Annotated in this window: 10 protein-coding genes; 6 read left to right on the top strand and 4 right to left on the bottom strand. The window is 66.7% G+C overall.

Going from position 1 to position 12426, the window contains the following annotated elements; translation table 11 throughout:
• Window positions 1-5: 5 nt before the first annotated feature.
• The gene (locus tag AB4Z46_RS12630; protein WP_442283836.1) at window positions 6-506 is read right to left on the bottom strand and encodes a MaoC family dehydratase; all 501 of its coding nucleotides are present in this window, start codon (window positions 504-506) and stop codon (window positions 6-8) included.
• Window positions 503-1867 (bottom strand): MmgE/PrpD family protein, encoded by a 1365-nt coding sequence (locus AB4Z46_RS12625; protein WP_442283835.1) that lies wholly within the window; start codon window positions 1865-1867, stop codon window positions 503-505. The genes AB4Z46_RS12630 and AB4Z46_RS12625 overlap by 4 nt, the downstream gene beginning before the upstream one ends.
• Before the next feature lie 119 nt (window positions 1868-1986).
• On the opposite strand from AB4Z46_RS12625, the gene AB4Z46_RS12620 reads away from it, so the two are divergent.
• Complete coding sequence (locus tag AB4Z46_RS12620) at window positions 1987-2988, top strand: HpcH/HpaI aldolase/citrate lyase family protein (protein ID WP_442283834.1); 1002 nt, start codon at window positions 1987-1989, stop codon at window positions 2986-2988.
• A 16-nt stretch (window positions 2989-3004) separates the two neighbouring features.
• Here AB4Z46_RS12620 and AB4Z46_RS12615 read toward each other — a convergent pair whose 3' ends face one another.
• A complete protein-coding gene (locus tag AB4Z46_RS12615) occupies window positions 3005-3730 on the bottom strand; it encodes an IclR family transcriptional regulator (protein WP_442283962.1) in 726 nt (241 codons plus the stop codon).
• Between the two features lie 421 nt (window positions 3731-4151).
• Here AB4Z46_RS12615 and AB4Z46_RS12610 point away from each other — a divergent pair, with 421 nt between their 5' ends.
• Window positions 4152-4997, top strand: a complete 846-nt coding sequence (locus AB4Z46_RS12610; protein ID WP_442283833.1) for a ubiquinol-cytochrome C chaperone family protein — start codon at window positions 4152-4154, stop codon at window positions 4995-4997.
• Between the two features lie 20 nt (window positions 4998-5017).
• On the opposite strand, the gene AB4Z46_RS12605 is transcribed toward AB4Z46_RS12610, so the two are convergent.
• The gene (locus tag AB4Z46_RS12605) at window positions 5018-5995 is read right to left on the bottom strand and encodes a helix-turn-helix transcriptional regulator (protein WP_442283832.1); all 978 of its coding nucleotides are present in this window, start codon (window positions 5993-5995) and stop codon (window positions 5018-5020) included.
• 173 nt (window positions 5996-6168) lie between these two features.
• Between AB4Z46_RS12605 and AB4Z46_RS12600 the strand changes: the two genes are divergently transcribed.
• The 4 genes from AB4Z46_RS12600 (at window position 6169) to AB4Z46_RS12585 (ending at window position 12336) form a co-directional block, all read left to right on the top strand.
• Entirely contained in the window at window positions 6169-6594 is a 426-nt protein-coding gene (locus tag AB4Z46_RS12600; protein ID WP_442283831.1) for a hypothetical protein, read from the top strand.
• An 11-nt stretch (window positions 6595-6605) separates the two neighbouring features.
• Window positions 6606-6746 (top strand): hypothetical protein, encoded by a 141-nt coding sequence (locus AB4Z46_RS12595; RefSeq protein ID WP_442283830.1) that lies wholly within the window; start codon window positions 6606-6608, stop codon window positions 6744-6746.
• Window positions 6747-6930: 184 nt separating this feature from the next.
• Complete coding sequence (locus AB4Z46_RS12590; RefSeq protein WP_442283961.1) at window positions 6931-7347, top strand: FHA domain-containing protein; 417 nt, start codon at window positions 6931-6933, stop codon at window positions 7345-7347.
• Between the two features lie 153 nt (window positions 7348-7500).
• On the top strand, window positions 7501-12336 hold the full coding sequence (locus AB4Z46_RS12585; protein WP_442283829.1) for an NAD-glutamate dehydrogenase: 4836 nt from the start codon (window positions 7501-7503) through the stop codon (window positions 12334-12336).
• The last annotated feature ends 90 nt before the right edge of the window (window positions 12337-12426 follow it).

Here is a 12426-nt window from a genome sequence, read left to right as displayed (position 1 = left end):
CATCTTCAGTTCCTTGTTTTGACCAGGTTCGAGCGCTTGAAGGTGATGACTTCCTCACCTCGTTGATTCGCCCCGCGCGTGTGCCACGTCACGATCGCGTAGCCGGGCCGGTTCGAGGCCAGGCGGCCGGCGATGACTTCCGAACGCGCATACAGCGTGTCGCCTGGATACACGGCCTCCAGATAGACCAGTTCATCCACGCCCAGGAAGGGGCCGCCGCCTTCCGACAGGTCTTCCACCGACAGGCCGAACACCGTGTTGAAGACCAGCAGCGGGTTGACCGGCGTGCCCGGATGCCCGTGCGCCTTGGCGAAGGCTTCGTTGGTGTAGTGGGGGTTGTAGTGAAGGGTGAGGGTCGAGAACAGCGTGTTGTCGGCCGCAGTCAGCGTGCGGCCCCAGTGGTGCACGAATTGCCGGTCGATCTCGAAGTCTTCGTAGCGGTTGCCGCGCGGCCGCAGCCGCGCGTCGGCCTTCAGTCGCGTGACTGTCAGTTCGTTGGGAGTCATTGAATCGCTTCAAGCAAGGGTTGGAGGGAAGGGGCACGATCGAGCGACTCGACCGCATCGACGAAGCGGCCGAAGCGCTCGATGCCGAGCACGGGCTCGGCGATCGAGCGGGCCTTGGCCACGAGCCGCGTCCATTGCGCCGGGAGATCGATGGCGGGAATCGCGACGTTGGCGGTCCGCGTGAATCGCTCGCCGCCGCGCGTGTGAAGAACGACGGTGGCGGCATCGAGGTCCTCGGCGGGGATCACTTCCATTGCGATGCGCTTTGCCGCTTCGCTGTAGCGCGCATCGAGTGCAGTCTCCAGCGAATAGAGACCGAGATCCGCGGTGTCCGCGCCATCGAGCGCGAGCGCAGCCAAGTGCTGAATCGAGAACTTCACATTGAGCCCGGTCTGAGGGCTGGCGATGTCGCAGACGCCGCGCTGGCTGCCGGCGACCACGATCGTCATCGACTCGAGTGCATCCAGGTCGACGCCGCAGTCCTGCCTCAACTGGCGGATCGCCTCGATCGCCGAATGCGTGAGATAGCACGCGGCGTGGTACTTGAACAGCGTGCTTTGGATGGCGAAGCCACGGCTCGTGTCGATCGGTGCGGCAAAGGCATTGGTTCGGGGCGCCAGGGTCCGGGCGAAGCCCTGGAAACACTCGATCGCGTCATGGCCGGCCGTGAAGCCGCGGGCTGCCAATTGGGCCGCCATCAGGCCGTTCATCGCGGCCTTGCCGGCGTGCAGCGGCTTGGCCATGGTGCCGAACATGCTCTTCAGGCCGGCTGCCTGCGTGGCGGCCAGGCCGAGCGCGTGCGCGGTCTGCTCGCTGTCCAGCCCGCGCAGGTTGGCGCAGGCCGCCGCGGCGCCGAAGGTGCCGACCGTACCGGTCGGGTGGAAGCCCTGGGCGTAGTGGCTGGATCCGACCATCTCGCCCAGGCGGCTCTCGACCTCGTGGCCGATCACCAGGGCGCGCAGCAGTGCCCGGCCCGATGCGCCGCCGACCTGCGCCAGCGCCAGCGCGGCCGGAGCGACCGGCACGGTCGGATGCCCGACCATGCGCAAGGCCACGTCGTCATAGTCCAGTGCGTGGCCCGCCGTGCCGTTGATCAGGGCCGCGTCGTGCGGCCTGGCACGGGCACCGCCAGCGATCAGGGTGCAGGGTGCATCGGTCGGGCCGGCATACTCTTCAGCCAGCATCAGGACCATCGGATCGCCGGCACCGGCGATGCTGACCGCCAGCCAGTCCAGCATCACGTGCTTGGCCCATTCGAATGCGACGGGAGTGATCGACGCATCATCTGCTCGGCTGATCCACTCGGCCAGCAGGCGCGTGGCAGCAACGCCGCCGTCGGCGGCCCGGATGTCTTTTTCCACTGTGTCTCCTGCCCGTGCAATGGGGCGATCGTTGATCGGCAGGCGTCAGTATTGACTCGCCGATCTGTCAAATTGATCGCATATGTGATGGTTGATGTCTGCGCCAATCCATCACATCCATGATGGTGGTGCTGCGTCGCGTAGCCCACACTCCGACGGGCGCCACGCCTTCCACTCGGGAAGGCCGCCTCGTTCCATCCATCGACATCCGTTGCATGATCATTTCCACTCCCACTCAAAAGCCACGTCGCTCGGCGATGTACGTTCCCGCGGTCAACACGCGCGCTCTCGCCAAGGTCTGCAGCCTCGATTGCGATGCGGTCATCTTCGATCTGGAAGATGCAGTCGCGCCCGGCATGAAGGACGCGGCACGCAGGAACCTCGTCGAACTCTTCGCCAGCGCCCGGCCGGCTCGGCAGGAACTCGTGATCCGAACCAATGCCATCGGCAGCGACGATTTCGCACACGACATGGCTGCCATCGCGCAGTGCCGGCCCCACGCTGTGCTGGTCCCCAAGGTCGGCGCGGGACACTGTTTCACCGCGGTCGCCGCGGCGGCGGCTGCGCACGGCCTGAGCCACACGCTGCGCCTTTGGGCCATGGTCGAGACCCCCGCCGCCTTGATGGCCCTCGACGAGATCGTGCGTGCCGGCCTGCAGACGACGCCGCGGCTCGACTGTCTCGTGGTTGGCACCAATGACATCGCGAAAGACACCGGCGTCTTCCCCGGCGACGGACGGACCTTCCTTCTGCCCTGGCTGATGAACATCGTGCTGGTCGCCAAGCACCGCGGCGTGTGCGTGCTCGACGGCGTGTGGAACGACTTTGCGGACGTCGCTGGCTTCGACGCGGAGGCGCTGCAATCCGTGAAGATGGCGTTCGACGGCAAGACGCTGATCCATCCCACGCAGGTCGCGCCCGCGAACCGGGCCTTCTCGCCTTCAGAACCCGCCGTCGCCGAGGCTCTCCGCGTTGTCGCCGCCTTTCAGCGCCCCGAGCACGCCGGTGCGGGCGTGATCAACCTCGACGGCAAGATGGTCGAGCGACTCCACCTGGCACAGGCGCAGCGCCTGTTGGCGATCCACGACGCGATCGATGCCCGTGCGAAGACCTCGCCCTAGCGGCGCCGCAATTAGGTCAAGAGCTCCGGGCGATCGAGAGCAGCGCCTTCAGCAATGGGCCGCGCCGCTTGTGCAGACGTTCGATGGGGCCGCCGACGCCGATGCTCAGGCGCTGGCCGCGGATCGACGTGGCCAGCAGCGTGGCGATCACCCCCGCGCCCGGTGTCGCCAGATTGGCGGATTCATAGTAGCCGTGCTCACGCGCGAAATCGACGGCGCGCTGCGTTTCGGCCAGCTTGGCGGGCGGGCCTCCGTGGCTGCCCTCCGCGTTGTAGCGCCGCAGCAGGCGGCCAATCTGGTCGTTGTCGAGCGCGCTCAGCAGCATGATGCCGGTGGCGGTGCGGTGCATTGGACGTATCGTCCCCGGAGCCGGCGAGAAGCGAAGCGCGTGAGGGGCGTCGATCACCGACAGGTACTGCATCAGCATGCCGTTCTGGCGTCCCAGCAAGACGGTTTCGTCGGTCTCGTTGGCGAGGCGTCGCAGGGTGTCCTGCACGGCATCGCGCCGATGCGGGACGTGCGTGACCCAGTCGCCGAGAAAAGCGATTCGTACCGAGGGGCAGTACTCCCGCGTGGCCGCGTCGAATTCCATGTAGCCGCGCGTCACCAGCGTCTTCAACAGCATCGACACGCTCGACTGCGGCGCGCCCGTCTTCTGGACGATCGTCGCCACGCGCAGCGGCCGGCGCTCGACCTCGAACAGCTCGATCAGTTCGAACACGCGAACCGCCGACTTCACCATCCCGTCCTGCACTTGATTCCCCTTGGATGCGAACCTGACCCGTCATGCCCGCCCCATCGCGATCGAGGTCCCGGGTGTTCATCACATCCATGATGCCACGACGAGGTCCTCGGTCCCGGCCTTGCAGGCCGCCTTCGAATTCATCAGCGCCCGGACGAACTCGCGTGGCGCTTCGCTATCGCCCGGGGGGGGGGGGCTGGCCTTTGCGGCGATGCGAGATCGCACCGGCAATTGTTGAGCACTGCGCTCGTCAAATGAATCACATATGTGATGAATGAAGACGCGAGCGTGTTCGTGGGGTTCAGAAGTCTCGTCAGCGGCCGATATTGGGGCATGCCTCCAAAGACCTTCAGGTGGCTCACCCTATGAGCCACTGACGCCCAATACTTGACCATGTGTTGAAAAAACCTGGAGAAAACAGATGACCGCAAAAACCGCAAAGAACGTCGACCCCGCCGCTGCCGACCTGGAATGGCTGCTGCGCCATGCCGAGTCCGAAGACCTCGACACCCTGGTGGACTACATCACCGACAAGGGAGAGGGTCGGGTGGCCCTGGACGGCGATGTCTGCAAGCGGCTCGTCGCTTGCAAGGGCATCAAGGGCCTCTACAACGACGAGGACCGCGAAATCATCGCAAGGGAGATTCGCCTCTTCGGTGGCAGCACGCTCGTCAACATGTTCCGCGGAGATGGCGTTGAGTACGCCGAGGTCGTCCGCGATGTTGCCAAGCACCTCAAGGTCAACTTCAGCAGCGATGCAAGCACCCTGTCGCTCGAGCAGGGCATTCTCGCCAAGCTCGTCGACGCCGCCTTCGAGGACATGAGCTCCGAACAGCAGAAGGCGCTGCTGAAGGAACTGAATATCGTCAACCTGTCTGCCGCGGGCCCCGGCGCGGCCATCCTGGCGCTCGGCATCGGCAGGGCGGGAGGCTTCGCGACCTATCAGATGGCCGTGGTGGTGGCCAATGCCCTCGCCAAGACCGTGCTCGGGCGAGGCCTGCCGTTCGTCGCCGGCCCGGTGATCAGCAAGGGCCTGGGCGTCCTTCTCGGCCCGATTGGCTGGGCGGTCACCGCCGCCTGGGGCTTGGCGGACATCTCGGGCGCGGCGTACCGCGTCACCGTGCCCTGCGTCGTGCATATCGCCTACATCCGCCAAAAGCTCATCGCCGCGCGGAACTCGGCAGCCTGCCCGTCATGCCAGGCCCCGAATGCCGTGGCATCCAAATTCTGCGGCGAATGCGGCAAGCCCCTGTCGAAAGCCGCCTGAACGCCTGGCGCGGCAAGCGATCAGGCGTCCGCGTACTGTTGCAGCGCCTGGCTCAGCGCTCGCCGGACGTCGCTTCGCAGGCCCGAGGGCCCTAGAACCTCGACATGGGGGCCATGCCGAAGGATGTCCATGGTGAGCTCGCGAGCGTCCGTGTACGGCACTTCCAGAATCAGCCGCCCCTTGTCGTCGCGGGTCGCGCGCTGCTGGGCGTGCCAGCGCTCGCGCTCGACCCAGCGGGCTCGCTCGGCGCTGAACCGCAGCCGGGCCCAAGTCAGCTTTCGGCCCGAAAAGATGCCGTACCCGTTGCCGACGAAGTCGTCCAGGTCCTGTTTGGACACTCTGGAAGCCGGGCGCGACAGCGCCTCCACATCCTCAATCGAATCCATCGCGAACGACCGCAACCCCTCCTTCTCGTGGCACCACGCCACCAGGTACCAGTTGCTGCGGTAGTGGATGAGCAGTTGAGGCGACACCAGCCTTCGGGACGACTCGCCGCGCTCTCGCCCGTAGTAGGCCAACTCGAGCCGCTCGCGGCGAAAGAGCGCCGAGGCCACGACTTCGAAATGCTTGTCCGGCACGGCCCGCGAGGCCGTGGTCAGCAGCTTGACGCGGCTCTCCACATCGCTGGCCGCCTGGTGCCCGGTCTCGATCAGCGCCCGAAGCCGCGCTTTCAGGGGCTCGATGTGCCCACCCAGGAGGCCCGGCTGCATGTCCGCCAGCACGGCCTGCATCGTCAGCAGCGCATAGGCCTCGCTGGAATTGAACCAGAGGCCGGGCAGCGCCTGCCTTCCCAGCTCCGGCCCGTCTCCCGAATACCGATAGCCGCCCGCGTCTCGGTCCCACTCGATGGGCGCATGGAGCCGGTCCCGCATGTATTCGATGTCGCGCTTGAAGGTCGCCCGGGACACCTCGAGCTCCTCCAGCATCCTGTCGATGGAAACGATGCCATGCCGCAGCAACAGGGAGTCAATCTTGTGAAAGCGTTCCGACCGGTCCATTTGAATTTTCCAAGCAGAGATTCGAATTCGTTCAATGGCTCACGTCATGAGCCACCTCGACCCCATAGTACCTGCATCGCCACCAAACATTCCGAAGGATGTCCCCCCCAGTCCCTGCTTTCGATCAACCCGCTCCCACCCGCGTCGCTGTGCTCGACAGTCCCGACAGACGCGTGACTGTCGAACTCTCGTTCTTCGAGCAATGCGCCGGTGAGCCGAAGGTTCGCGTGAGGGCCTTTCGCCCGGGCGCCGCCAGCGCGACCTTCCATCTGGACAGCGCAGCGGTGGTGAAATTCAGCCTGGATTCCCGCTGGCTGGTCATGCACGACCGCGCCGCCATCGTGCTCTGGAGCACATGCTCGCCGGGCGTCAAGCACTTCCGGTCGCCACGCAGTCAGGCACGCGGCTGGTTCGGCTGGAGCCGTCGCTGTGTCATCCAGTCCGTGACCGAAGTGGAGGGAGTCCTCATGGTCCGCTACGACGAGCCGGCGCACGACGGTCGAAGCGTGCAGGTCCTGCCGCTGAACGGCTCCGCGGGCTGGCTCGCGGGGCCGGGGCCGACACCTTGCGCGCTCGGTTCGACAGATTCACTCACTTGAAACGGTAAACGATGATGATTCCCTCTCCGCTGCAATACCTCGCGTCGTACACCATCGCCTTCGTGGCGGGCGCAGTCGCTCTGGCAAGCGTTCACGCCTATGGCAAATGGATGAAGGCCTCCGGCATGCGCGAGCGCGATCGGACCTGCTGAACGGAAGCCGGGAGAGCGCGCAGCGATCTCGCAAAACCCACCGGAACGCTCGGCCTCCTGCCTGTGCGTATCATCGGACGCGCATTGCAGAACAGCGCCACCCATGAACAACATCTCCGAATCCTGCAATTGCCTTCCATGCATGCGCGCGACGTCCCGCACTGATTGAGACTTCGCCGTGCCCATGCTCATCATGATGTCCGCCGCCGGCGAGACCCGGCAGGTCCCGCTCCATCCCCACGACAACAGGGTAGGGCGCGGCACCGGCAACGATGTGATCGTCGACTCCGCGCAGGCGAGCCGCGACCACGCGGTCATCGACGTCGAGCAGGCGTTCGTCACGATCACGGACCTCGGCAGCCGCAACGGGACCTTCGTGAACGACATCCGGATCGAAAGCCAGGTTCTGGCTCACGGTGACGCGATCCGCCTCGGCAGCTACGAGATGCGCTTCGTCGCCGCCGACCAGGAGTTCACGCAGGTCGAGGCCTTGCGCCTGCTGACCATGCACGGGCTGCTCGTGAATCTCGAGCGGGAACGCCCACCTTCGGACGCACCGACCGTGCCGGACGCGCCTCGGAGCGAGCGCGGCAGGCTTTGACCGCTCTCGCCGGCTGAGACGGCACGCCCTTCGCTCGCCGGCCCCTCACAAGGCGCTTGCCTTTTTTGGCCGGCGCGTCCACAGTGTTTTGAGTGTCATGTGGCCTCGAGCCGGACCAGGCCCCCCCGATCGAAGGCCGGCAAGGAGACAAGCATGGAGATCGATGCAACCGAGACCGGGCGCAGGGTCGAACGCCTGGACGAGGTGATTCAACTCATCCGCACCAAGGTCGCGGGCGATCCGGCGGAGCTGCTCGCTGCCTTCGTCCGGCAGTACTTCGGCCAGGTCGATCCCGAAGACCTGGACGAACGGCAGGCGGCGGACCTCTATGGCGCCGCGCTGTCGCACTGGAACTTTGCACGCAAGCGCGAACCGGGGCGCGCGAAGCTGCGCGTGTTCAACCCGACGATTGCGGAACACGGCTGGCAGTCGACCCACACCCTGATCGAGATCGTCAACGACGACATGCCGTTCCTCGTCGACTCGGTGACGATGGAAGTCAACCGCCATGGACTCACGCAGCACCTGATCATCCATCCGCTGGTGGCCGTGAGGCGCGATGGCGAAGGCGTCCTTCAGGGCCTGGCGGCGGATCCTGCGCCGCCCGATGCCTGCCGCGAGTCCTTCATCCACGTCGAGGTGGACCGCGTGGCCGACGCGAGCCGCCTCGACGCACTGGCTGCCGACCTGACGCGCGTGCTCGGCGACGTGCGGCTGGCCGTGACGGACTGGAAGCAGATGCAGCAGCGCGTGCTGGCCATCGCCCAGGATCTCGACGAACGCGCGCCGCCGATCCCGCCGCAGGAACTCGCCGAGGGACTGGCCTTCCTGCGTTGGCTGGCCGACGACCACTTCACCTTCCTGGGCCACCGCAGCCATGAACTGGAGACGGTCGACGGCGAGGATGCGCTGCGGATCGTGCCGGAATCGAGCATGGGCATCCTGCGCGAGGCCGCCAAGGATGCGACGGCCGCTTTCGCCGCGCTGCCACCGGAGGTGCGCGCCCACGCGCGCCGGCCCGAACTGCTGGTGGTCACCAAGTCGACGTCTCGCTCCACCGTCCACCGACCCGGCTACCTGGACTACATCGGCATCAAGCGCTTCGACGCCGATGGCCGGGTCTGCGGCGAGGACCGCTTCCTCGGCCTCTTCACCTCCGCGGCCTACAGCGCCAACCCGAGCGAGATTCCGCTGCTGCGGCGAAAAGTGGCCGACGTGGTCGAGCGCGCCGGCCTGGCGAGCGGCAGCCACTCGGGCAAGGCGCTGGTCAACATCCTCGAGACCTATCCGCGCGACGAGCTGTTCCAGACCCAGCCCGACGACCTGCTGCACACGGCCATGGGCATCCTCCACCTGGGCGAGCGCCAGCGCTTTCGCCTGTTCGTGCGGCGCGACCTGTTCGAACGCTTCCTCGCGTGCATGATCTTCGCGCCGCGCGAGAACTACACGACCGAGCTGCGCCAGAAATGGCAATCGATCCTCATGCAGGCCTTCAACGGCACCAGCTCGGAGTTCAACGTGCACCTCTCGGAGTCGGTGCTGGCACGCATCCAGTTCGTCGTGCGTACCAAACCCGGCAACATCCCGTCCTTCGATGTGCGCGAACTCGAGCAGCGCATGGCTGCCGCGGCCCGGCGCTGGGACGACGACCTGAAGTCGGCGCTGACCGAGGCGACCGGCGAAGCACGCGGCAGCGAACTGCTGCGCCGGTTCGGCGGCGCATTCCCGGCCGGCTACCGCGACGAGTTCGCGGCGCGGGCCGCGGTGCACGACATCGAGCTGATGGAGCGCTTGACCGATGCGCAACCGCTCGGCATGAACCTCTACCGGCCGCTGGAAGCACCGCCCGGTACCTTGCGCTTCAAGGTGCTGCAGCGCGGCGGACCGCTCGTCTTGTCGGCCAGCCTGCCGATGCTCGAGCACCTGGGAATGAAGGTGCTCGACGAGCACCCGCACCGGCTGGCACCGGAGGGCAGGGCCCCGGTCTGGATCCATGACTTCGGATTGCAGAGCGTGCTCGGCGCCGCCGACGCCGACACCGAGGTCGACGCGTTGCGGCCGGTGTTCGAGGATGCCTTCGCAGCGGTGTCTTCCGGTGCCGTCGAAAACGACGACTTCAACCGCCTGGTGCTCGCGGCACGCCTGCCGGCGCACGAGATCGTCGTGTTGCGCGCCTACGCGAAGTACATGCGGCAGATCGGCTTCGCGCTGTCGCAGTCGTTCATCGAGGGCACGCTGGCGGCGAACGGACGAATTGCGCGCGCGCTGGTCGAGCTGTTCAAGCTGCGCTTCGACCCCGCGCAGGCGGCCGGCGGCGAAGGTCCCGCGGGCGAGAAGGTGCGCGAGATCGAGGCCGCGCTCGAAGACGTGGCCAATCTGTCGGAAGACCGGGTGCTGCGGCAGTACCTCGCATTGATCCTGGCCACCACGCGGACCAACTTCTGGCGCCGCAATGCGACGGACAAGCGGCGCAGCTTCCTGTCGTTCAAGTTCGATTCGGACAAGGTGCCGGACCTGCCGGCGCCGAAGCCGATGTTCGAGATCTTCGTCTATTCGACGCGCTTCGAAGGCGTGCACCTGCGCGGCGGCCGCGTGGCGCGCGGCGGGCTGCGCTGGTCCGATCGGCCGGAAGACTTCCGCACCGAGGTGCTGGGCCTCGTGAAGGCGCAAATGGTCAAGAACACCGTGATCGTGCCGGTCGGCTCGAAGGGCGGCTTCGTGCTCAAGATGGCGCCTTCCCCGAGCGATCGCGACGCCTACCTGCGCGAAGGCGTGGCCTGCTACCAGGACTATCTGCGCGGCCTGCTCGACCTCACCGACAACCGTGTCGCCGGGGCGATCGTGCCGCCGCCGCAGGTCCGGCGCCATGACGGCGAAGACCCGTACCTGGTGGTCGCGGCCGACAAGGGAACGGCCACGTTCAGCGACTACGCCAACGGCATCAGCAACGAATACGGTTTCTGGCTCGGCGACGCCTTCGCCTCCGGCGGCTCGGTGGGCTATGACCACAAGGCCATGGGGATCACGGCGCGCGGCGCCTGGGAATCGGTGAAGCGGCATTTTCGCGAGATGGGCATCGACACCCAGACGACCGAGTTCACGGTCGCCGGCATCGGCGACATGTCGGGCGACGTGTTCGGCAACGGCATGCTGCTGTCGAGGCATATCCGGCTCGTGGCGGCCTTCGACCACCGGCACATCTTTCTCGATCCGAGTCCCGACGTGCCCCGCAGCTTCGCCGAGCGCGAACGCCTGTTCAAGCTGCCGCGTTCGTCGTGGGCCGACTACGATGCGGCGCTGATCTCCGAGGGCGGCGGGATCCATGCGCGCAGCGCCAAGTCGATCCCGCTCACGCCCCAGGTCAAACAGGTGCTGGGCCTCGCGGCCGATGCGCTCACGCCGACCGAACTGGTCAACGCCATCCTCAAGGCCCCGGTCGACCTGATCTACAACGGCGGCATCGGCACCTACGTGAAGGCGACGAGCGAGAGCCACGCGCAGGTGGGCGACCGCGCCAACGACGCCCTGCGCGTCAACGGCAGGGAGCTGCGCTGCAAGGTGCTTGCCGAAGGAGGCAATCTGGGCTGCACGCAACTGGGCCGGGTCGAGTTCGCGCGGGCGGGCGGGCGCATCAATACCGACGCGATCGACAACTCGGCCGGGGTGGACACCTCCGATCACGAGGTCAACATCAAGATCCTGATCGGCCTGCCCATCGCCGAAGGGGAGCTCACCGAAAAGCAGCGCAACGCGCTGTTGCCCGAGATGACCGACGACGTGGCCGCGCTGGTGCTGCGCGACAACGTTTTCCAGACGCAGGTGCTGTCCGTCACCGGGCGCATCGCCCCGCAGCTGCTCGATGCGCAGACCCGCTTCATGCAGTACCTCGAGAAAGCCGGGCGCCTGAACCGCGCGATCGAGTACCTGCCGTCCGACGAAGAGCTGGCCGAGCGGCGCGCCCAGGGCCAGGGATTGACCAGTCCCGAGCGCGCCGTCGTGCTCGCCTACAGCAAGATCTGGCTCTACGACGAACTGCTGGCCTCGCCGCTGCCGGACGACCCCTGGGTCGCGACCGCGCTCGAGCGCTATTTCCCCACGCTGCTCGCGCACAGGTTCTCGGCCTACATGCCCAAGCATCCGCTGCGGCGCGAGATCATCGCCACCCACGTGACCAACAGCATGATCAACCGTGTCGGCAGCACCTTCGTGCACCGCCTGGTCGAGACCACCGGCGCCCGCGCGTTCGAGGTCGTGCGCGCCTACCTGATGAGCCGCGAGATCTTCGGCATGGTGCCGCTGTGGCTGTCCATCGAGGCGCTCGACAACCGCGTCGACGATGCGGTGCAGTCGAACCTGCTCATCGACACCAGCCGGCAACTGGAACGCGGCACCAAGTGGTTCCTGCGCTCACGGCGCCTGAAGGAAGACATGGCGGCGACCATCGAGCACTTCACGCCGAACGTCGACGCGCTGTCGGCGAGGCTGACCGAACTGCTGGATGCCGATGAACGCGCCCGCGTCGATGCGGCGGTCGCCCACTATGTGGCCGGCGGCGTGCCGCGCGAACTGGCCGAGCATGTCGTCACCTTCGATTCGCTGTACGCCACGCTCGACATCGCCGAAATCGCCGGCGGCGCCAGGTGGCCGGTCGCCCTGGTCGCCGCGATCTACTTCGACCTCGCCAACCGGCTCGGCATGCCGTGGCTGCGCGATCGGATCGCGGCATTGCCGGGCGACCAGCATTGGCAGATGCTGGCCAAGGGCGCGATGCTCGACGACCTGTCGGGCCTGCAACGCTCGATCACCGGCGCGGTGCTCGCGGGGGGCGGTGAGGCCGAATCGCCGGCCTCGCTGGTCGAGGCCTGGCAGGCTGCCAACGGCCGGGCGCTCGAACGTGCCGCGAAGCTGATGGGGGAACTGCGTGCCGTGCCCATGCCCGACGCGGCGATGCTGTCGGTCGCGCTGCGGGAATTGCGGGCCTTGGGTTAGGGCCTGTGAACAGGTCCTAGCCGCTCTCAGGGTCGTTGGGGCGATGCAGCGCAGCAGCGCTCCAGTGGTGGCAGTATCCCGAATGGCCGG

This window comes from Variovorax sp. M-6 (assembly GCF_052114385.1).
Classification (GTDB): Bacteria; Pseudomonadota; Gammaproteobacteria; order Burkholderiales; family Burkholderiaceae_C; genus Variovorax.
This window is presented reverse-complemented; position numbering and strand designations above follow the sequence as displayed.

Bases quoted from the DNA above. Each gene is read 5' to 3' on its own strand.
- AB4Z46_RS12615 (WP_442283962.1), bottom strand. From the start codon at position 3,730: ATGGTGAAGTCGGCGGTTCGCGTGTTCGAACTGATCGAGCTGTTCGAG.
- AB4Z46_RS12610 (WP_442283833.1), top strand. From the start codon at position 4,152: ATGACCGCAAAAACCGCAAAGAACGTCGACCCCGCCGCTGCCGACCTG.
- AB4Z46_RS12630 (WP_442283836.1), bottom strand. From the start codon at position 506: ATGACTCCCAACGAACTGACAGTCACGCGACTGAAGGCCGACGCGCGG.
- AB4Z46_RS12590 (WP_442283961.1), top strand. From the start codon at position 6,931: ATGCTCATCATGATGTCCGCCGCCGGCGAGACCCGGCAGGTCCCGCTC.
- AB4Z46_RS12585 (WP_442283829.1), top strand. From the start codon at position 7,501: ATGGAGATCGATGCAACCGAGACCGGGCGCAGGGTCGAACGCCTGGAC.
- AB4Z46_RS12605 (WP_442283832.1), bottom strand. From the start codon at position 5,995: ATGGACCGGTCGGAACGCTTTCACAAGATTGACTCCCTGTTGCTGCGG.
- AB4Z46_RS12620 (WP_442283834.1), top strand. From the start codon at position 1,987: ATGATGGTGGTGCTGCGTCGCGTAGCCCACACTCCGACGGGCGCCACG.
- AB4Z46_RS12595 (WP_442283830.1), top strand. From the start codon at position 6,606: ATGATGATTCCCTCTCCGCTGCAATACCTCGCGTCGTACACCATCGCC.